General features: G+C 40.9%; 14 protein-coding genes. 5 read left to right on the top strand and 9 right to left on the bottom strand.

The genetic code is table 11. The features are described from left to right. Positions 1-32 precede the first annotated feature (32 nt). Positions 33-1,949 carry a DNA topoisomerase III gene (locus tag QQK05_RS10430; RefSeq protein ID WP_284298308.1) on the bottom strand — a complete coding sequence of 639 codons (1,917 nt, stop codon included), beginning with the start codon at positions 1,947-1,949 and terminating at the stop codon, positions 33-35. A gap of 121 nt (positions 1,950-2,070) precedes the next feature. On the opposite strand from QQK05_RS10430, the gene QQK05_RS10425 reads away from it, so the two are divergent. Both QQK05_RS10425 and QQK05_RS10420 read left to right on the top strand, forming a co-directional pair. Beyond that, the gene (locus QQK05_RS10425) at positions 2,071-3,096 is read left to right on the top strand and encodes an AraC family transcriptional regulator (RefSeq protein ID WP_284298306.1); all 1,026 of its coding nucleotides are present in this window, start codon (positions 2,071-2,073) and stop codon (positions 3,094-3,096) included. Positions 3,097-3,191: 95 nt separating this feature from the next. Further along, entirely contained in the window at positions 3,192-3,821 is a 630-nt protein-coding gene (locus QQK05_RS10420; RefSeq protein ID WP_284298304.1) for a transglutaminase-like domain-containing protein, read from the top strand. Positions 3,822-3,851: 30 nt separating this feature from the next. Here QQK05_RS10420 and QQK05_RS10415 read toward each other — a convergent pair whose 3' ends face one another. The 7 genes from QQK05_RS10415 to QQK05_RS10385 all read right to left on the bottom strand — a co-directional run bounded on the left by QQK05_RS10415 (position 3,852) and on the right by QQK05_RS10385 (position 17,638). Next, entirely contained in the window at positions 3,852-4,496 is a 645-nt protein-coding gene (locus tag QQK05_RS10415) for a glutathione S-transferase family protein (RefSeq protein WP_284298302.1), read from the bottom strand. A gap of 126 nt (positions 4,497-4,622) precedes the next feature. Further along, on the bottom strand, positions 4,623-11,858 hold the full coding sequence (locus QQK05_RS10410; RefSeq protein WP_284298300.1) for a thrombospondin type 3 repeat-containing protein: 7,236 nt from the start codon (positions 11,856-11,858) through the stop codon (positions 4,623-4,625). Between the two features lie 203 nt (positions 11,859-12,061). Then, positions 12,062-14,197, bottom strand: coding sequence for a peptidase domain-containing ABC transporter (locus tag QQK05_RS10405; RefSeq protein WP_284298298.1), 2,136 nt, complete (start codon positions 14,195-14,197; stop codon positions 12,062-12,064). Positions 14,198-14,473: 276 nt separating this feature from the next. Then, a complete protein-coding gene (locus QQK05_RS10400) occupies positions 14,474-14,674 on the bottom strand; it encodes a hypothetical protein (RefSeq protein WP_284298296.1) in 201 nt (66 codons plus the stop codon). A gap of 1 nt (position 14,675) precedes the next feature. Then, the gene (locus tag QQK05_RS10395) at positions 14,676-14,858 is read right to left on the bottom strand and encodes a hypothetical protein (protein WP_284298294.1); all 183 of its coding nucleotides are present in this window, start codon (positions 14,856-14,858) and stop codon (positions 14,676-14,678) included. A 171-nt stretch (positions 14,859-15,029) separates the two neighbouring features. Beyond that, a complete protein-coding gene (locus QQK05_RS10390) occupies positions 15,030-16,286 on the bottom strand; it encodes an HlyD family efflux transporter periplasmic adaptor subunit (protein ID WP_284298292.1) in 1,257 nt (418 codons plus the stop codon). 110 nt (positions 16,287-16,396) lie between these two features. Next, positions 16,397-17,638 carry a multifunctional CCA addition/repair protein gene (locus QQK05_RS10385; protein ID WP_284298290.1) on the bottom strand — a complete coding sequence of 414 codons (1,242 nt, stop codon included), beginning with the start codon at positions 17,636-17,638 and terminating at the stop codon, positions 16,397-16,399. 167 nt (positions 17,639-17,805) lie between these two features. Here QQK05_RS10385 and QQK05_RS10380 point away from each other — a divergent pair, with 167 nt between their 5' ends. Then, a complete protein-coding gene (locus QQK05_RS10380) occupies positions 17,806-18,060 on the top strand; it encodes a hypothetical protein (protein WP_284298288.1) in 255 nt (84 codons plus the stop codon). 99 nt (positions 18,061-18,159) lie between these two features. Here QQK05_RS10380 and QQK05_RS10375 read toward each other — a convergent pair whose 3' ends face one another. Next, positions 18,160-20,337, bottom strand: coding sequence for a TonB-dependent hemoglobin/transferrin/lactoferrin family receptor (locus QQK05_RS10375; protein WP_284298286.1), 2,178 nt, complete (start codon positions 20,335-20,337; stop codon positions 18,160-18,162). A gap of 216 nt (positions 20,338-20,553) precedes the next feature. Between QQK05_RS10375 and QQK05_RS10370 the strand changes: the two genes are divergently transcribed. Together QQK05_RS10370 and QQK05_RS10365 are read left to right on the top strand one after the other, a co-directional pair. Further along, a complete protein-coding gene (locus QQK05_RS10370; RefSeq protein ID WP_284298284.1) occupies positions 20,554-21,081 on the top strand; it encodes a MotA/TolQ/ExbB proton channel family protein in 528 nt (175 codons plus the stop codon). Positions 21,082-21,083: 2 nt separating this feature from the next. Next, positions 21,084-21,431, top strand: a complete 348-nt coding sequence (locus QQK05_RS10365; RefSeq protein WP_284298282.1) for a DUF2149 domain-containing protein — start codon at positions 21,084-21,086, stop codon at positions 21,429-21,431.

Here is a 21,431-nt window from a genome sequence, read left to right as displayed (position 1 = left end):
TACTGTGAAATATTATCTTAGCTTCGTCAAGGTCAGGTGGTTGCTTTCGCTTTTTTACTTGTTGACGGTTTACGACGTTTTCGTTTTTTAAAGCTTGGTTTATCTACCTTAGGTAAGTCAGTGAATCTGATGGTAGAAGCGGTATCAATTAGCTGATGCAATTGGGTGCTTAGCCCCGTCATAAACGATTGGTAGCTACATTGTTTTTGCGTCATAAGATTAAGTGACGACTCCCAATGTGCGGTCATATCCGGCAAGGTGGTTTCTTTGGGTAGTGCTTGAATAAAGCCACGGCCAAGATCTGATGCATGAATACTTTTACCTTGTCGTTTTAAATACTGACGTTTAAATAGCAAATCGATAATGCCTGCACGTGTTGCTTCAGTACCTAAGCCGTCGGTATCTTTTAATTGCTTTTTAATGTCGGGGTTCTGAACAAATTTAGCTATGTTTGTCATTGCGGCGAGTAAGGTTGCGTCAGTAAAGGACTTGGGTGGTTGCGTTTCTTTTGTTAACAACTCGCCATTTGAACAGGTCAACACGTCACCTTTTTTCAACGGTGGTAATTGCGCCTTATCTTCATTGTTCGCGTTAAATAACTTCTTCCAGCCTAGCTCTAGTGTTTTTGTACTTTTACTGGTGAACAGCCCACCTGCAATATCGAGCTCAACACTCACCTCGTGAAACTGAAAATTAGGGTAAAACTGAGCTAAGTATTGACGACAAATCAATTGATATACATTCTTCTCAAAGGTATTGAGGTTAACTGACGTAACGGGCTTTAGCGTTGGGATTATGGCGTGGTGAGCACTAACTTTTGCGTTGTTCCACGCTTTACTTTTAATGCTGGCGTCGGCTTGGCTTGCTGCCGTTGCTAAGGGTTCTTCAGCCTTGCTCAACATCGAAATTATTTGCTTAGCCTCACCAAATTGTGTTGTCGGTAAAAAGCGACAATCTGAGCGAGGGTAGGTAATCAATTGGTGTTTTTCATATAACGCTTGGCAAATATCTAACACCAGTTTTGCGTTCATTGAGAAACGTTTAGCTGCGTCAATTTGAAGCGCTGACAAATTATAGGGCAATGGCGGTGCTTGCTTTTTGTCTTTGCTATTTAGTTTGGTTACGGTAGCTTGCTGATTGGATATGCGAGTAATTACATGTTCAGCGAGTGACTTGTTAATCACTCGTTGTTCGCTATCCATGTGCGGCGCGCATGCTTCGCTTGGCTGCCATTTAGCACTAAAAGGTTCTTGGTTTTGAGTGGTTAAGTGTGCGAGCACTTCGTAATAATTATGTGGTGTAAAGTCTTCAATTTGTAGGTCACGTTCAACGACCAAACCTAATACTGGGGTTTGCACTCGTCCTACTGAAAGCACTGAGTTGAACCCTGATTTTTGCCCTCTAATTGTTAATGCGCGAGTTAGGTTAATGCCATATAACCAATCAGCCCGAGAGCGCGCCAATGCCGACACTGACAGCGGCATAAAGTCTGCATTTGGTTGTAAATTATTGAGCGCTTTTTTGACTGCGTTAATGTTCAAGTCGTTAACTAAGAGGCGCTGAACACGACGTTTTTTATCGTCAGGAATATTAACGTAATTAATGACTTCGTCGACAAGTAGTTGACCCTCGCGATCAGGGTCACCAGCATGAATAATGTTGCCCGCTTTTTTGATCAAACGCGTTAAAATTGTGAGCTGCGTTTTACTCGCTTTTTTCGGTACTAATTGCCACGACGCTGGCTCAATGGGTAAGTGTTCATAATGCCATTTTTGGTATTTACTGTCGTAAACCTGAGGTTCAGCTTGCTCTAAAATATGGCCAATGCACCAACTGACAATATCGCCGTTGCCAACTTCTATATAGCCATTTTGTTTTTTGTGCGGTTTAGGTAGTGCCGAAACAATGGCTTTAGCTAAGCTAGGTTTTTCTGCAATATATAAATTCACGCGCTGACTTCTATTAGGAATACATTGTTATCATATACTGAATTTATATACAGTTAAATAGTTTGTTTGAGCAAATAGGAAAGTGATAAGCTAATACGACCTTATTTAAAAACATGACGTTATGACGCAAGCCCTGATTCCTAATCCGTTTATTCGTTGGCATTTTCGAGACTTTCAAAAAAGAGGGTATTCAACCGAAGAGATTTGCCAGCAATTTTCTGTGCCTGAAAGCGTGTACGCAAACGAAGGTAAAGATGTAAGCGAAGACGGATTTGCTGAGATGATCAAGCAAAGTGTGTTGGCGATAGACGACGAGTCATTTGGTGGTGTTAATTCTACCTTACCTGCCGGTAGTTTTAGAATGATGACCTATGCCTGCATTACCTGCCACACGTTAAAACAGGCGATTCATCGTTCATGTAATTTCTACGGTATATTAAGTCGAGAATTAAACTGGCGTTTAGACATTGGAGAGCAAGTCTCTAAAGTAGTGTTCGACGATAGTGAAACGTTGTCTGACGATGCGAGTCACGACTACTTTATTATTTTCACCAGCTGTGTGATTTGGCGCTGGCTAAGCTGGATGATTGATAAGCCGATTGAGTTAACTCAATTCAATCTCAAGTTTTCAGCCGGTTATGCAAGTTCATATCTGCCTGGCTTGTTTAAAACTCAGGTTAATTTTGATCAACAAGAAAGCGCCATATACTTCGACACCGCGTTACTTGATACACCAATTAAACAAACGCCAGACAGCCTTCAAACGTTTTTAATTAACGCACCACAATGCTTAATGTCGCATTATCAATCGAGCATGAGCTTGAGTAAAAAGGTGCAAGAATATATCGAAAATGCTGCGTTTATTGGTGATACTAACTTGCCTCATGCGGCAGAGCATTTCTTTTGTAGCGAGCAGAGTTTAATTCGAGGTTTAAAACAAGAAGGGACGCGTTTTAAAGATATTCGTGAAAAAGTACGTAAACAAAAAGCGTCATACTATTTAGTGAAAACCGAATTAACTAATCAGCAAATTTCAGCGCAGCTAGGCTTTTCTGAAGTGAGTGTATTTTACCGTAATTTTAAAAAGTGGTTTGGAGTAACGCCAAGCCAATATCGAGAAAATCCAAGAAGTGCGCCTCACCAGTAGGGTGATGAATTTTTTGTTCAGTAAATTGTCAGTAATCGTCATTTTGTTATTGGCACAGTGGGTAATAATAACCAAAAAACTGCTGAGCAAACGTTATGGAACAGTACCTAGAGGCAACGCCCTTTTTCAATTATAACGATCCGCAAGTTGCGGCGTACTTTGACACGTTACCTGTATATAGCAATGTGGCCGACATTGAGAATGCAATCACAATTTATTACGCCGTACGTGATGGCTTTCGATATGACACGAGCGCCGCCTTTGACGGTGAGCCTACCTTAAAAGCCAGCTTTTGTTTCGAAAACCAACAAGGTTATTGTTTGCCAAAAAGCGCGTTGATGATAGCGCTATGCCGTAAAATAGGCATTCCGGCGCGTATTGGCTTGGCAGATGTCAAAAACCATTTAGCTAACCCTAAGTTACTCGAAATACTGCGCACTGACGTATTTTCAATGCATGGCTATGTTGATCTATTCATTCAAGGGAAGTGGGTAAAAGCCACTCCAGCGTTTGATCAAGCGTTATGCGAGCGCAACAATATTAACCCGCTTGAGTTTGACGGTATCAACGACTCAATATTTCATGAGTTTACCGATGGTGGTGACAAGCATATGGAGTATTTAGTGGATCATGGCACATTTGCCGATATGCCAGTGTCGTTTATTCAAGAGAATGTATTAAAGCACTATCCACACCTAGCGCAATACTTTAAGCGTAGTGCCTAGGTATGAAATTGGTATGAAGGGGCTAACGCATTAGCGGCTGAAGATTTTATCTTCGGTTGCTAGCTGTTGTTTTGCTGCATCTAGGCTTAAAAAGTGGTTGTAAAAAGCACAGACTTTTGGCCACTTGTTGTCGTCTATTGTGTATTGGGCGCGTGTTAAGCTCATTAAGTTACTTGCAATGGCAACGTCTGCCACACTTAAGCTGTCACCAATAAAATAGTTACCTGACGTTAACTTACCTTCTAAGAAATCTAGCACGGGTGGAATTAATTCATTAATAACCTGCGTAACGCGTTCTTGGTCGGTTGTGTGTTCGAAAAACGCTGGGCCTACCACACGTTGGAAATACAGTGCGTTGGTCGCTTCAGACATTTTAGTATCCGCGTATTCTTCTAACCATATCGCTTGTGCGTATTGCTCAGGATCGCTTGGGTAAAGCGGCGTATCGGTATGCACTTTTTCTAAGTACGCGATAATCACCGACGAGTCAGAAAATAGGGTGCCTTTATCCGTTTGGTAGCCTGGAATTTTACCCATCGGGCTCGCTTGTCTGAAGGTTTCGTCGTCGCTACCTGGTGGCACCATTTTGATCTCAAACGGCACTTGTTTAACTAAATGCGCTAGCATTGCTTTGCGGACAAATGGTGAGGCAGGAACGCCCAAGATTGTTGCCATAACTGTTTCCTTGTATGTTTTTGAATTACTCTAGCATGCTTTTTATCAAGAGGATGTAAAAAGCAGGCTAGTGATAGAAAAAGACCCGAGCAATGCTCAGGTCTTTTCAAACATTTTTGATATTTATTAATTCATATTAACATCAAACGGGTAAGCATCATTTTCGTCATTAACCTCGTCATTGTCATCATCAGGATCTAGCGAGTCGACGATGCCATCTCCGTCAGAATCTATATCCATGACTTGATAAAACTGAATACGAGGTGGGATGTTAATTGACCACACAGGCGTTTCACTCGGGAAGTTGTAGGCTGCATCATTTATCTCTTCCCATTCGAGTACGTAAATTCGATCGCCTATTGTCGCTAACGGTTGCCAATATCTGACACGCCAATAATTGCAATAGTCATCGTTTTCAGCGTCACAGTCTGCAAAAGAGCCTGAGTCACTGCGTAAGCTTGTCATAACAACAAGGTTATTTTCTTGGAACTCCCAGAACCATCGGTCCCAACCACCGTACATTTGTGATAAATCGAAATCCCCGTTGGTTATTCTTGTCACTCTGCTGTCGTTGTTTTCTAAACGCCACCCAAACACTCGGTCATCAACTAGCATTCCTTCATCGTCATAAGCATTAGGGTCTGTCAAACTAAAACTGTTTTGGAGGAATAAATCAGTGTAGGTATTGAGATCACCAATTTGCTCTTGCTCTACAAGCAAAGCATAGTTTGTATAGGTTAATCCATTCACTTCATAAGTGATGTAGGCACCAATACCTGTGTCATAAACTGCCTCTTTCGCAATAGAAATGACTTCACCAGTGTCTAAAGTAATGATCAACAGCCCATCATTGTCAATTTGCCAATTAAAACTTAAGCCAAATATTGACGATGTACCGGTACCATTATCTGCAAAAGTTACAATATCGGCATTAATGGTTTGCGATAGCTCCTCCAAACCGAAATCAAGTTTGACTGGCATCGCCCAATTGTTCACTAACTCTTCGCTGGTCCATGCAGTAAAGCTGAGTGAGTCGTAGTCGACCAAGGTAACAATCTGTCCATCACTAACGAAAGGCTGGGCCGGCGCGTCCAAAGCGCCAAACAATAGTTCTCGGTAATAATCATCTACTATTTGTAACGTTTGAGATGAAATTTGCCAAAAAACATATTGGTCGCCATCAGTATTGATTAGCTGCCATGTTACACCTTGTGTTTCGACGTTAGTTTCGATGAAGTAATCGCCATTTTGTTCAAGAAAGTTATCGGCTGTTTGTTGGTCGATAATGCCCATATCAACTAAGTCATCGACTTGGTAATACTGCGTTAGTGTCTCAGAGGTGTCAAAATCAACGGTCAATGTATCATTTGCTAAAGCATAACCCCCAGTTAGTGATGCAAATGCACTTTGCTTCATAGCGACGTTATTAGCAAAGCTGTAGGTATCACCGTTTGAAAAACCTAAAACGATATCAGGCTCATCAAGTGCACCATCGGAAATAAATACATATTTCGTCAGCAGGTTATCACTTGTAAATGCCAATGCAGCGCCAACATCTTCATTAAACGGAGCAAGGTCTGAATCATTCAACGTGCCGTCACCATCGATATCATCATCTGAATTGTCACCAATTCCATCCATGTCTGTATCTGAAGTTTCAGAATCATCTAATGGAAATGCATCGTTTTTATCATCAACACCATCATTGTCATCATCGTTGTCAGCGTTATTACCTATTAAGTCACCATCACTGTCCATTGACTCATTAGGGTCAAATGGGAACTCATCATTTGCGTCATTTACACCGTCATTGTCGTCGTCGTTATCGATGCTATCTAATACTCTATCTTTATCAGAATCGATATCGTAAACCTCATAGAAGTTAATACGCGGAGCAATTGCTACATACAAGTCCTCATCTGCTGATGGCACGGTGAATGAATTGTTGTTTCGTTCTTCCCATTCCAGAACATATAAGCGGTTACCTACAAGTTGAAGTGGGCGCCACATTCTGATTCTCCAGCGATTACACTCTTCGTCTGTTTCCCAAAAACAAGAAGCGTATACACCATCGTAACTGTGCCACAGCGCATTGAGCTCTATATCGCCATTTTCTTGCTCTGACCAAAACCAACGATCCCAGCCATCTCTATGATTATAGAAATTAAAGCCACCATCTAGGATGCGTGTCGCGCGAGAACCACCCGTTTCTAGCCTATAACCAAAGAATGCATCGTTAGCTAGCATGCCATCTTCATCGTAAGCATCAGGGTTGGTTAAACTAAAGCTATTTTGAAGATAGCGATTGAGTAATGGTTCGATATCAATACTTGAACCTTGCGTTAACAATAATTCATATGAAGATATTGTTGACTGGCCATCTGTCGCTTGAATAAGCGCACCAACACCCGTTTCAAACGTTTCTATTTTTTGAATCGTAACCTGGAGGTTATCTCCTAGATCTAAAACTAATAGTCCATCAGAATCGATTGCCCAAGTGAGTTCAATATCGAATATTTGCGACGTCGCAGCATTGTTTTCGCCAAAATCAACAATATCAAATTGTTTTCGATCCCATTGATTTTCAGCAAAAAGGTCTATATTCACTGGCAGTGTCCAGCTACTTGTTAATTCATCAGCTGTCCATGCAATGGTATTAATCGTTGAATAGTCTGTAAGCTCGACGAGCGCGCCGTCAGACTCTGTTACAAAAGGATTTACTGCAACTGAGCCAGTTAACTGCTCACGTTCCCATTCAGGACTAATCAAGTACTGCTGTTCTTGAACTTGCCAAAATCTATGAACAGGCGCAACGCTCTCTAACCTTTGCCATTTTGTCAGACCTGTTGTGATAATGACTTCAATTTGATAGTCACCGTACATAGCTTTGAAATTATCAGCGCTTTGTTGGTCTATCATGCCTATATCAACCATTTGGTCGACGGTCATGAAGCTTGAGCTGTCCATATTACTAAAATATAGATTGAGCGTTGCTGTTTCGGCAGTGAAATTGAAGTCAGCAAAGCTGCTACCAAATGAATCACTTTTTGACATAAAGCCTTGATCAAACTCATAACGCTGACCATCGTTAACACCGAGTCTGAGTGTTGGTTCAGTTAATGCGCCATCAAGGATTTGAACATAGCTTGATAATAAATCATCTGCAGTAAAGCTAATTGCTTGGGTTACAGTGTCATCAAATGGATCTAAATCGTCATCATTTACGACACCATCACCATCAATGTCTGTATCAGTGTTATCACCAACACCATCACCATCGGTATCATTTGACTCAGAATCATCTAATGGAAATGCATCGTCGTCGTTTGATACACCATCATTGTCTTTATCATCATCTATAGGATCTGGGATACCGTCACCGTCGGTATCAACGTAGTTAAATGCCGCAAGAATGTCGTTAAACGCAATAGAGTTAAAGACGATACCTGTATCATCGCGTTCTCCTGCAGTCTGTTTATGGCCACGGCGAACAATAGTGCTGGCTTCCAACTCGCTGTCTTCAAATACCATCGGCATTGAGTCTTCAGAATGAATGTCTAAGAAGTTCTGCAAAGAGTCAGGGATTAGGAAGCTATATGCAGCAACATCACCAACCATATCGACAGTAACATCAACTGAATCATACAACTCTGGGGCTGTTCCATCATATGTCGACTTGTATATGTTTGCTTTAAGGTTGGTTCCATCGGCTTGGCCATTGTCAGAGACAAAATAAGCTTGCACATCATAACCATTCTCGGAACCGAGCCAGATTGCACCGTGCATTTGGTCGGCAGGAGTGCCTGGTATGTTGACAATATCATCAATAGATTGGGCTAACTCAACATTGTCAGTATTCCAAGATAACACTACACCATTGCTACAGACTAACGCTTCGTTAATTTGGCTGATAAAACTATCATCACACCAGAATTCAAAAACGTCATTTAGCCCTTCAACCACCGGAAGATAAGCAACAGCGCCTTCACTAAATACAGCCTCTTTCGGAATAACGCCATAGAATTCTTCTTCAAGTAATCCTAACTGCATTACGCCAGCAAGTGGTGTAGCTAGAAGGTCAATGCTTTCGTCAATAATGCCTGTCGAAATAATTGCCGTTTCACCATTTTCACCAAAGCTCTGTACTTCAAAAATATCGGGATCAGCAATTATTCCATCTGGCGTTAATGCGTAATCACTCGTCTCTTCATCATCAGCTGTTACCCAGGTTTCAGTTTCCTTGTCGTAGGAGAAAATTGACTCTGGGCCACTATTTGTGATGACACCATATTCGAAGAACAGTTCTGAAACTCCAGTAGCGTCATACTCCATATCTGCTTCAAACCATGCAATACCATCGGTAAATGCTGCTTCTTCATTAGTGTCCGTAAATTGAGTCGCAGTAATTGTTCCCGTTACTGCACATTCTGTTGCAGTATCCTTATCAAAGGTCTGGGTATACTCAATAGTTAATAAGCCAGTGTCTTTATTATAAGAAGCGTCTTGTGCTTCAAAATCATCTTCGTCATCTAACGGCGATAGCTCAATGTTACCGGCTAAATCTACAGTGCCTTCTGCACCGTCATCTTCATCATCGTCATCAGCATCCTTGATAAATAGCATTTCACCATTCATCTCAATGTCGAGGAACCATGTTTCAGATTGATGCACACTACATTTAGGATCATTTTGGTCAAAGCTGATAACTTCTGTTGCCAGCCAAGTGCCATTCAAATCAAAGCTGTATTGATCACAAACATCACCTACGCCATTTTCATCAATATCCGTTTGCTCTGGGTTGGCAACCATCGGGCAGTTATCAGCATTATCACCAATCATATCCTGATCAAAGTCATTCGTTTCGGTTGGATCATTTGGGAATGCGTCACTGTTGTCACCCACACCATCTTCGTCTGAATCGACAGATTCTTCAGGGTTGAAATCAAATGCGTCATCACCATTAGCGATACCGTCACCATCAATATCATCATCGTTAACATCAGGAATAAAGTCACCATCAAAATCATCCGGTAAATCTTCACCATTTAACGGATCTGAACCCGCGTCAACTTCATCGCTATCTGAGTATTGATCGTTATCGTCATCGGTATCAGCGTTGTTACCAGTACCATCTTGGTCACTGTCTAGCCATTCATTGATATCAAGAGGGAACTCATCCTGTTCATCGGCAAATCCGTCACCATCGTCGTCGTCATCAAGAGTATTGCCAATGCCATCTCCATCAGTATCAATAAACTCTGTACCTGGGTTAGACGCATCGTTATCATCAGGGTCTTGCTCTGTTGGCCAGCCGTCACCATCAGCGTCACTCGCTTCACTTCTTGTATCATCAAGCGGGAAGTCATCTTCAGTATCAGGTACACCATCGTTATCGTCGTCATTGTCACATAGGTCACCAAAGCCATCTTCATCTGTGTCTATTTGGCTTGTGTTAATAACGAGCGGACAGTTATCGCTTTCATTACCTACAGAATCATTGTCGCTGTCGAAGCGCTCAAGAGGATCGAGAGGAAACGCATCGCTGCCATCAAATGCACCATCATTATCGGTATCACTATCTAACGGGTCTGTACCAATTAACGCTTCTTGTTCATCGGTTAAGTCATCACCATCATCATCTAAGTCACTATTGTTGCCAATACCGTCTAAATCGGTATCGATTGACTCTTGCGGGTTACGTGGAAATAGATCGTCATCGTTGGGAACATTGTCACCGTCTATATCTGTATCGGTATTATCACCAATGCCATCATTATCTTGGTCATTTGATTCGGTAGCATCGAGCGGGAATGCATCGTCAGCATCAGAAACACCGTCATTATCATCATCTGGGTCAGGTGCCAGACCTCCTGAGTCTGCTAAACCATCACCATCTGTATCTACAAAGTCGCCTTCAGGTACAGCACTGTCGTTATCATCACTATCTTGACCTTCAGGCCATCCATCATTGTCTTGATCTATTGCGTTGGAGCGAGTGCTGTCTAAAGGGAAGTCATCATCTGTATCAACAACACCGTCACCATCGTCATCATCGTCGGCGTTGTTACCAACACCATCTTGGTCGGTATCTAAAAATTCGGTATCGTCTAGTGGGAAGTCATCGTTCTCATCTGCAACACCGTCGTTATCGTCATCTGGATCTGAGTTTGCTTCATCAATATCTTCCGTTCTTACACCGTCGACCACAAAATAGCTGACATCGGGAGTACCATCATTGTCAGTGTCTGTGTCAGCGGCTGCAGATTCAGGAAATGCATCATCAGAATTTAACACGCCGTCACCATCAATGTCGGGTGACGTTTCTGCGGGTTTTACCACAATTTCTTCATCGGAGTTTTCGAATTCGGTGGTATCTGTGTCGTCTTGTCCGGTTTGCTCAGTTTCACCAACAACAACATCTTTCACATCTGATACTGTGCGTCCTTCAGGGTCGTTTGGTATAGGAAGCGTTGCAGGATCTTGGGCTAACACATCAAGTGCTTCTTCGGGGTAACTTGCGGTTTCCTCGCCGTCTACTTCACCATCTATCATACCGTCGGATAAATCAGCTGCCATGTCGTCGATAATTGCATCGGTGGTTGTATCGCCATCACCAGACAATTGCTGCATTTCGAACACTATGGCTGTTAGTGCCTCTACGGCGCTACGATAGGCAGTTGTTGATGCTTGAGCGTCGGCAGAATCAGTTGAATCATCAATCAACGGTGGTGTTGTAAAAATATCCACGTCGTCATCTAAACCAAAGCCTAAAGTTGATTTTACTTGGCTTTGCGCTGCTGGCATGGCTGCCATGATTTCTTCTAAAGTAGTATCACCATCATTATTGCCTGTATAAGGTGCTTCGTCAGAGTCGGCATTTTTAAAAATCAAAGAAACCGTCATATCTGTTAACGGCGTAGCATAGATAGCAATTTGATCATCTATCATTTGCTGAGTTAACAATGTGCTGACTTGCGTAATAACAGGCGAAAGGCCAGTGGTTATGTCAATTGTTCCTTCAATTGCAGTAATTTCGAGTAAATAAGGAGGTGATAAAGGCGGGGTTAAGGTTAGGTTTTCAATTTGGGCCTGTGCATTGGTTGACCCTGTTCCAACGATATCGCCTTTAAAGTCTTCTGCCGTTGGGTCTATTTGATAGACATTGACCTCGGCCAATGCCATTGGTCCTTTTACACCACCACCGGAAAATGAAACGGTTTCTGGCTCTGGCGGAGCAGGAGGCTCAGGTACAACAATATCGGTGACATCATCGTTACTATCAGAACAGCTTGTTATAAATGATAGAGAGCCAAAGAGTAGTATTACCTTTAAGGAAGGTATTATTTTTTTTAGCAAGTCCATACTAAGTCCCTATGAATGTTAGCTTTTTTAAGGAGGGCATGTATTCCTGCTAACACGACCTCCATTTCAGTCCTTTAAAATTAGTACAAAAATCTAAAAAACCAAGGTAACCATAAAAAATATATGGTTAATGTTTTGTTAATATTTTTTGAGGTTGATGCAGTGGGAGTTGAGCCAATGAGCATCATTATTTTCAATATGCGCTATTGAATCGCATTGCTTGGCTTTGGCGGATTTACTTGTAACAGTTGTTTATTTGTTAGTTTATATACTTTATCTGCCATATTTATGGTTTCTTGCCTATGGGCAATCATTATGCGAGTGATTGGTAATTGCTGGATTTGCTCACTGATTTTCGCCTCATTGGTTTTATCTAAATGGCTAGTTGCTTCATCCATAAACAATACACATGGAGACTGATAGAGAGCACGAGCTAATAACAACCTCTGCACTTGACCGCCGGATAAATTAGAACCCATGTCACCTACTAATGAATTATACCCCATTGTCATTTTTGAAATATCATCGTGTATTGCGGCTAAGTGGGCACACTTCTCTATTTTTAAATAATTAGGTTGTGGATCAAAAAAGCTAATGTTGTCGGAAATTGAACCTGCAAGAAGCGTGTCATCTTGCATGACGGCTCCAATTGTTTTGCGGTAGTGTTTTAAACCAAAGTGATTTATGTTTATGCCATCTAACATGATCTTACCAGATGTTGGCTGTAGTAAGCCGAGCATAATCTTCATTAACGTGGTTTTTCCAGCACCCGACGAACCTGTTATCGCAATTGAGTCACCAGGGGGTATCGTTAAAGTTATGTTTTCAATAACATAAGGTTGCTCATCTCCATAACGAAACGAAATGTTTTCTAGTTCCAGGTGTCCTTTGGCTTTAGAAATTCCTACTTGACCTTCTAAGTGAGCTTCTTGGTTAGCCAGTGCAATATCTGAAATTCTATCTAAGTGTAAGCGCATCATTTTAAATTGAATAATTTGCTCAATTAAATTAGCGAATCGAGTGGTCAATTGGCTTTTATATGCAATAAAAGCGAGCACCATACCAATAGTTAATTGATTAGCTATTACAATTAGCGCTGCTTGGTAAATGACTATTACATTCTCTAACCCAAATAATAGCTTTTTGAATGAATCAAAACCAATATTCAGGCGGCCTAAAATAATACCTGAGTTAATAACTTCTGCGTATCGGTTTTGCCAAACTCCTTGTCGCTGTGATTCATTACCAAATAATTTTATCGTTTGGATTCCTCGAATACTCTCTAAAAAGTTAGATTGCTCCTTGGCTGAGCTCTGAATTAACTCTTCCGTTGCATGGTGGAGTGGACTATATAATGTCATCCTAACGGTTATATAAAGCGCTAAAGCTGACACTACAATTAGTGTAAGTTTAAATGAGTAGAGGGACATCATAATTAAAACTGTAATTGCCATTACTCCGTCAATAATTGTTTCAACAATTCCCGTGGTTATTCGTTCACGAATTTGAGATAAAGAGCCAAAACGCGAAACAATATCTCCAATGTGTCGTGATTCAAAGTAATTTATAGGAAGGCGTAATAAATGCCTGAACAAATTGTTTCCCATTTGCATATTAAGAAGGCTGGATACCCGCAAAATTAGCCAGCTTCGCACAGCATTGGTAGCTGTTGATATTACAGATATAAATGCAAAGCCCAATGCCAGGACAACTAGAAGAGATTCGTCAAAACTAATTAGAACTTCATCAACTACCCATTGCATGTAATAAGGGGACATCAATGTAAACATTTGTAAGACGAAAGAAAGCGCCAAGAGCTTGAGGAGACCTGACCTTAACCCCGTCATAGAACTCCATAGTTGAGATAACTTCATTCGAGACTTTTCTGTCTTTTTAACGAACTTATTGGTTGGTGTGAGCTCTAGACAAATTCCTGTATAGTGTTTACTAAAGTCTTTAGTATCAATTACTCTTTTTCCAACGGCAGGATCATTGATATAAAACTTAGTTTTTGCCCCTCTACCTGAAACTTTTGTTAGAACTACAAAGTGATTCATATCCCAATGAAGAATACTCGGTTTTTGTAGTTTGTGAACTTCACTCATAGAGCATTTTAGAGCTCGTGACGCAAGGCCGAGAGAATCAGAAATTTCAATAACTTGTTTCAGATTCATGCCCTGTATATCGGCAGAGTATTGGTTTCTAATTGCTTTTAAATCAATTTCATGGCCGTGATAGCAAGCCACCATTGCTATGCAAGCAAGACCGCATTCAGATATTTCTCTCTGCAAAAGTAAAGGAACACTTTTAAGCATCGCAAAGTTTAACTCTTGCTTCATCTGTTTTCCTACTTTCTTTGACCAGAATCTGTTACTAACAGTATTATTTTGTTGTTTTCGATTCTTTTTCTACCATAATGTTGAACCAAGCTAGAATTGCAAAAAAAGGTAATAGGTTTGCGTCAATCGACCATGTAACATCTTTCGTTGCGATAATAGAAGCAACGTTGCAATAAGCAACATATACTCCGAAATACTGCAATGTGCTGACAAATATTTTTTTTATCATTTCAAATCCTAGAATAAACGCGGAAACTATGTTTCCGCGTGTTTAATTTAGAGGAGAGGGTCATTTTGACTATCTAAGAAACCTTCAAGATCACCGCCATTGCCAATATCCCACAATTTTTTCGACTCGGCGCTGTAGGCTTGTTCAGCTATGAACTCACCGACATACTCGCCCACTGACTCCCAAAAGTCATCCCATGCACCGCCGCCTGAAACATTCAAGCATTCTAATTTACTGAGCTCTTTCATTTTAGTTCCACCCGTTTTTATCTTTTAATTCTTCTTTTTTTGATTCAAACCCTTTTTCAAATCCTCTTTTAATATTCAGACTCGCATCTGTAGCTGCAAATGTTGCTCCCACTGTAGTCCAAGCAACCCCCCAAATAATTCCACCATTCACTTCTTGTACTTCATTTATGCTTATTTCACGCATAACTTTCTCCTTGTATTCGACACTTTTATTCGCTAGTGTCGAGTCGTTAAATGCTAATTCCTTTTTGTGGATTAGCGGTTAATATAGTTCGCTTTAGTGCTATCGCTAAAAATACTAAAGCGAGCCGCTCTCTTCATAATGCATAGGGGTACTATGCATACAGAAACAGTTTTAGCTGATTCTCCCTTTTAGGCTTAAAATAGGCTCAAATAACCACTCGATTAGAGAGCGCTTCTCTAACATGATATCTGCGTGAAACAACATGCCACTTTTAAGATTAAAGGATTGGCCATAGGCTTTAATTTTTTGTTGGTCCAATTTTGCTCGTAAGCGGTATACAGGCTCACTCAATGCAATCGGCAGTGATACTTCATTAGGCGATACAAGAGCACGGTCTACTCGAATTATTTCACTCTCGATGTAACCAAATCTTTGATAGGGAAATGCATCAAATCGTAACCTCGTGTTCTGTCCTATTTCGATAAATCCCGCTGATCGTGTCGGCAGGAGTAGTTCAGCAATCAACTCTGAATCTTCTGGTAAAATATGAGCTAAAGGCCTTGTTTGAGCTACTGATTGTGATAACGTCTCACCCTCTACAACTTGTATTCCAGTAATGAGCCCCGAGTGACTGGCATTAACCGTATATTTGTAGCTACCTTTCACTTGAGTAAGTTGATTCTCAATATCCGATCTTTGGCGCAATAGGTTATTAATTCTTAATTGATATTGTCGCGGTAAATTGACTAATTCGAAGTCGATTTGAGCTAATTGATTTTTAAGCTGTAGCAATAATCTATCTATTTGATGTTTTTCTTGCTGCGCATCAAGGAGTGACTGTTTATGACGCTCTACGTCAATTGTTGAAACAAATCCATCTTTCTTTAATGACTCGATGTCAACAAGTTGATTAGTCAGAAGATCTAATTTTTCTTGCGAAAGTGACTTTTGTTTAGCCAAAGAAAGCTTTTCATTATTTAAAGCACTTTTTCGATTTACTAAGTTTTCGTTCTCAGTATGCTCAAGTTGTTGATTATGAGAAATTTCATTGGAAATTAACTGTATTTGCTCTGTTAATTGTGATGTTAATTGAGTTATCAGGGCAACACCTTCATGACTATTTCGGTGAATCACTAAAGTAGCAACTGGCTCTCCCTTACTAATGAACTTACCTTCACTCACCCATATTTTTTCAATTGTTCCACCTTGGTGAGCAAAGCTCTTTATTACACCTTTATCCGGCATTAAAAAGCCTCGAACGGTTTCCTTACGAGAATATTCAGAAGTAAATAAAAATAAAACAATGGCGACTGCTAACGTTAGAAGTAACGAGACAGTAAGCTTAATTGAAAGCGGCTGAGCGAGACAAATTTCGCCAGTTAAGCGTTCACGCTGATGATTTATGGCTTCTTGCCTAAATAAACTCATATTCAGTCCTTTGAATATCTGATGACTAAAAATTAGTTTAAAAAATAGACAATATCAAATGGTTTTGTAAAGAAATTGAGATAAATATGACAATATATTTTAAGTCGTTGTTATATATCCTTATTTTTGTTTTTAGTTTGGCTAATCACCTCTACCTTCTTCGCATTCATCGCATCTTTAATGTCTTTGCCTTTCAGCCCTTGTTCAACAAATGGTTTTGCGGTGACTTGCTGGCAGGCGATAAAGCAGGCTTTTAGGTAGTCGGCTTGTGGGTAATCGCGGTTTTCAAAGCCTGTTCTGCCTTGAAAGTCGGCTTTATTGGCGATTAAAAAGTCGTCGAAGTTTTCAGGTTTTCGCCAAACGTCAATGCTGTTAAACACCTTTAAAATGGTTTTAGGGTTTAACTCAAACGCTTTGTGGCAATGTAAGTGAAATTGGCATACTTGTAGGGCAAGTAACTCATAGCTTTTAGGAACTTTGAGTTTTTTGCATATCTCTTTTACTAGTGGCAAGCCGGCGCTTTCGTGGCCGTGGTGGCTAGGCCATTTTGCTTCGTCGGTTAGTCCTTTGCCTAGATCATGGCATAACGCGGCAAACCTGACTTCGGGTTTATCGCTAAGTTGTACAGCGCGTTGCAGTACCATCATGGTGTGAATACCCGAGCAAATTTCTGGGTGCCATTTGGCTGGGTTGGGAATGCCCCAAAGTACGTCTAAACTTGGCCAAATACGTTTAAGTGCGCCACAGTCTTTGAGTACTTGAATAAACACTTCTGGGTGATCTTCCGCAAGTGAACGGTCAAACTCTTTGAATATACGCTCAGCTGACAGGTTCTCTAACTCGTCTTGCTCAACAATATCGGCCATGAGAGCCATCGTTTCTGGTGCAACGGTAAAGCCGTACTCAAAGTAGCGGGCAGCAAAACGTGCAACACGTAGCACGCGAAGTGGGTCTTCAACAAATGCGTTGCTGACATGACGAAGTACTTTGTTTTCAAGATCTTGCTGGCCGTTGTATGGGTCAATAATTTCACCCGTTGAGGCTTTTGCCATGGCATTTACGGTTAGGTCTCTACGCTTTAAGTCATCAACAAGGGTAACGTCAGGTGAGGCATAGCACACAAAGCCCTGATAACCGTGGCCTTGCTTTTTTTCGGTGCGAGCAAGGGCGTATTCTTCTTTTGTTTTAGGGTGTAAAAATACGGGAAAGTCTTTACCTACAGGTTCGAATCCTAGTGTTAGCATTTGTTCTGTGGTTGCACCCACAACAACATAATCGCGTTCAATAACCTTACGGCCAAGTAATTCATCGCGTACTGCGCCACCAACAAGGTAGGTATTTAACTTCGTCATTCTTTATCATTTTGTACTGTAGGTTGTAGACTATCTTATCATATTGAATTGATTCTATGACATGTCCAAAATTTATTTGCGGTATGTTGAGCGTAACGATAGTGTAAAGAGTATAAATTAAAATAAAAAAACAATAATTCCCAATTTACCTACTTTGAAGTGTACATATGAAACTATTAAAAAAGCACCTTCTATGTTCGTGTTTATTCGCGAGTATGGCGTTATCAACGGGTTGCTCATCTACCAAAGAGTTTTTCGGTGTAGAGGACCAAAAGACAGTGCAGGTGGTTGTCGACTACTCTGAATACCCTCATAGCGGGGCTAGTTGCCTCAATATTAAAATGACATGTGATCAACAAAATTATCGCAATGTTTTTGATGAAAAAGGGCGTTTGTTGTGTGGCTGCGATGAGAAAGAATAGGGGGTGGCTCAGTTTGTAAGGAGTCAATAACGTAGGCGTGCCTGGAGTTGCCTTGTTATTCTTACAAACTGAACCTGCTTGGAGAAGTTAACTTAGTGGTTAGAACTGGTAGCTAACGTTTGCTGCAATTGTGCGGCCAGCTTCAGTTAAACCTTCTAATGTTGAGTCACTTGCGTGACCGCCTACGCCAATTTGGCGAATGTATTCTTTGTCGAATAAGTTATTTACTGCAACGTTGAAGCGCCAGTCGTCATTCACGTCGTAGCTCACCATGACATCTACCGAACCGTAACCGGCTGCTTTGAATTCGCCGTCGTTGGCTTTTTTCATGTCGTCAGCCCAGTTAAGCACAACGTCAGCTGTTAAGCTTTCAAGTGTGTAACTTAATCCTAAAACACCTGAAAGTGGTGTTAATGTAGTTAAGTAGTCACCTGTTTCGTCGTCTTCACCTTCGTTGTATGCTGCATTAGCGTATACTGCAACTTCGTCGTTAATGTGGTAACGAACCGACGCTTCAATCCCTTTAATCGTTACCGCGCTAATGTTGCGGTATTGGTAAACTAATACGTCTGACGGTTGGCCCGTCCAAGGATTTACGCTGGTTTCAATATCAACTAATTCTGTTGATAAGAAGTTGTCGTACTCGCTGTAGTACACGGCACCACTGAAGAAAACGTCACCAGCGTGGCCACGAACACCGATCTCAAACGTGTCACTTTCTTCTGGTGATAAATCATCACTTGGTACAATTTTGTAGCCGTATAATGAGTTATCGTGGTCAATGTAAGCTAGGTCGTACGCCGGAACTTTAAAGCCTTGCCCATACTGAGCAAATGCTGCGATCGAGTCTGAAACTTTGTAAAGCGCACCAATGTTTAGTGATACATTACTTTCATCAAAGTCGTTGTATGCTGTGCCGTCTTCTTTTAACGCACCGTTTGCTGTCATATCGTATTGGTCGAAACGAGCACCTGGTGTTACCGTTAAGTCGCCATCTAATAGGGTAATTTCGTCATTAATGAAAATACCTGCGCGCTTTACTTCTGTTTTTGGAAATTTAGCTGACTCTTGTGGGTAACCTGGTTTAGCTACACCTTCAACTTCGTATAGTTTTACTTCTGTACGTGTTGATTCTGAGTTTTCAATGTCTAAACCGTAACCAAGTGTATGTTGGTCATTAAGTTTTAAACTCGCGTTCGATAAGAAACCGATTGTATCTTGCGTGTAAACTGATGTTTTCCACATGTCACGAATTTCAATTAATGGGAAACCAAAGTTCGCGTTAATGTCGAGTTGACCATACTCAATGTCAGTTTGTTCAGTCTCGTTTTTGTAAATAGAAACGTTTAATACATCATAAATTGGTGTCGCTGTTTCTGAGAAGTAGCGTAGCTGGAATGACTTATTGTCTTGCTCACTTGTACTATTTTCATCAATCACCGTGTAACCATTTAAGTCACGGAAGTATTCTAATAGGCCGTATGCGTAGTCACCCTTTACGTCTTGCTTCCATAGATCAGCGCTAAAGCTGATGTAGTCAGTGTCGTTTAAGTTGTATTTGCCTTTATAAAGAATTGATTCTGAATCAATGTCTAATGCTGGCTCTGTTTCATTGTAGTTTTGCTGCTCTTCACCCGCGCGTTTCGTTACACTGAATAGGTGCTCTAGGTCACCTGTTTTAAGTGCTAATGTTGCGCCACCGCTGTATTGCTGGCTAATTGAGTTGTAACCAAACTTGACTTTACCTGCAACGTTTTCACCTTCTTCAAGGTAATCGCTTGCATCTTTTGTTGTGAATACAACAATACCGCCTAGTGCGTCAGAACCATATAAAGAAGAAGCAGCACCTTTAGCAACTTCTACTTGTTTCACTGTGTCTGTGTCGATAAAACCACGGCCAACAATGTCGTTTAAGCCATTTGCGCCGTAGCCTTCGTTCATGCGCATACCGTCTTTAATCAGCAATACACGATCGCCACCCATACCACGAACAACAATATTTTGTGCTTGGCCTGTGTCGCCTGTTACTTCAACACTCGGGTCATATTTGAATAATTGACTCATGTCAGTAACTGCTTGCTTTTCAATTTCGTCAGCACTGATCACTGAAATACTACCAGCAACATCTTTTAATGGTTTTTCTACACGCTTGCTAGAAACAGTAATTGTTTCCATGTTTTCTAAAACAACAGCGGGTGCTTCGTCTGCGTGTGTTAAACCAGTGGCGAATGATGCTGCGATTGCCACGCTAATTGCTGATAAATGGTGCTTAACCATGAGTCTTTAAATCCTATACGTATTTTACTTGTTCAAAAATGTTTGTTTTTTAAGCGCTTGGCTTAACGTCTTTTTTCAACATAACCGATCGAAATTCAAATGTAAACACAAATGAGAATAATTATCATTTGTTGTAATTGTTTTTTTCTTTCTATAGAATGCTGGCAAATGAAATGTACCAACTTTGGTTTTTAGTGTTTGGAGATAACAACAAAAATGACTATTGAAATGATTGAATTAAGTATGTCGCAAGTGTCAACAATGTTAATGACACCTGTGTTAATTCTAATTGTCCTACTAATGATTTACGCGCTATTTGCTGCCGGCCGCTTTGTCGCTCAATTAGTGACACGTCGTAAAAATCGAATTGACTATGTGCGCCAAATTACAAGCCTGGAAGCTAGCACAATTAAAGGATTTCCAATTCATAATTATTTCATTAATAACCCGCAAGCAAGCGAAGACGAGCTTGAAGTTGTCGCATTAAAAGAACTTGAAACACTAAGAATTGTGACACGCGTTGCGCCAATGTTAGGGCTTATTGCAACCATGATTCCGATGGGGCCGGCGCTACAAGCTCTGGCTGATGGAAATATACAAGGCATTAGTGAAAACTTAATTATTGCCTTCGCAGCCGTTATTTGGGGCCTCGTTATTTCTTCAATTACTTTCTGGCCAGCGTCAGTTAAAAAGCGCTGGTGCGCTAATGAATTGATCAACATTCGTAAGTTAAAAGAGGCTTAATTGTGCGTTTTTTAGATGACGATGAAGAATTAAACCCGATTGTGAGTGCGGTAAACCTCGTTGATGTTTTCTTGGTGATTATTGCCGCACTGATGATTGCATTAGCGCAGAACCCATTAAATGTATTCAATGATGACGATGTCACCGTGGTGAAAAACGCGGGTAAACCGAACATGGAAGTAATTGTTAAAAAAGGTAAGGAAATCAAGCAGTACAAATCAACAGGTGAAATTGGAACTGGTGAAGGTATGCGTGCAGGTGTGGCCTACAAAATGGCAGACGGTAGTTTTGTTTATGTCCCTGAGAATGAGCAGGGTGCGGATGATTCGCAAGCAAGTGAAGGGAAATAA

The sequence above is a fragment of the Thalassotalea loyana genome, from assembly GCF_030161435.1.
Lineage (GTDB): Bacteria > Pseudomonadota > Gammaproteobacteria > Enterobacterales > Alteromonadaceae > Thalassotalea_G > Thalassotalea_G loyana.
Note: the sequence above shows the minus strand (reverse complement) of the source record. Positions and strands in the feature narration are given on the sequence as shown.

Excerpts from the sequence above, each read along its gene's own strand:
- QQK05_RS10375 (WP_284298286.1), bottom strand. The coding sequence starts at position 20,337 with ATGGTTAAGCACCATTTATCAGCAATTAGCGTGGCAATCGCAGCATCA.
- QQK05_RS10385 (WP_284298290.1), bottom strand. The coding sequence starts at position 17,638 with ATGACGAAGTTAAATACCTACCTTGTTGGTGGCGCAGTACGCGATGAA.
- QQK05_RS10415 (WP_284298302.1), bottom strand. The coding sequence starts at position 4,496 with ATGGCAACAATCTTGGGCGTTCCTGCCTCACCATTTGTCCGCAAAGCA.
- QQK05_RS10400 (WP_284298296.1), bottom strand. The coding sequence starts at position 14,674 with ATGAAAGAGCTCAGTAAATTAGAATGCTTGAATGTTTCAGGCGGCGGT.
- QQK05_RS10370 (WP_284298284.1), top strand. The coding sequence starts at position 20,554 with ATGACTATTGAAATGATTGAATTAAGTATGTCGCAAGTGTCAACAATG.
- QQK05_RS10420 (WP_284298304.1), top strand. The coding sequence starts at position 3,192 with ATGGAACAGTACCTAGAGGCAACGCCCTTTTTCAATTATAACGATCCG.
- QQK05_RS10380 (WP_284298288.1), top strand. The coding sequence starts at position 17,806 with ATGAAACTATTAAAAAAGCACCTTCTATGTTCGTGTTTATTCGCGAGT.
- QQK05_RS10410 (WP_284298300.1), bottom strand. The coding sequence starts at position 11,858 with ATGGACTTGCTAAAAAAAATAATACCTTCCTTAAAGGTAATACTACTC.
- QQK05_RS10395 (WP_284298294.1), bottom strand. The coding sequence starts at position 14,858 with ATGCGTGAAATAAGCATAAATGAAGTACAAGAAGTGAATGGTGGAATT.
- QQK05_RS10390 (WP_284298292.1), bottom strand. The coding sequence starts at position 16,286 with ATGAGTTTATTTAGGCAAGAAGCCATAAATCATCAGCGTGAACGCTTA.
- QQK05_RS10405 (WP_284298298.1), bottom strand. The coding sequence starts at position 14,197 with ATGAAGCAAGAGTTAAACTTTGCGATGCTTAAAAGTGTTCCTTTACTT.
- QQK05_RS10425 (WP_284298306.1), top strand. The coding sequence starts at position 2,071 with ATGACGCAAGCCCTGATTCCTAATCCGTTTATTCGTTGGCATTTTCGA.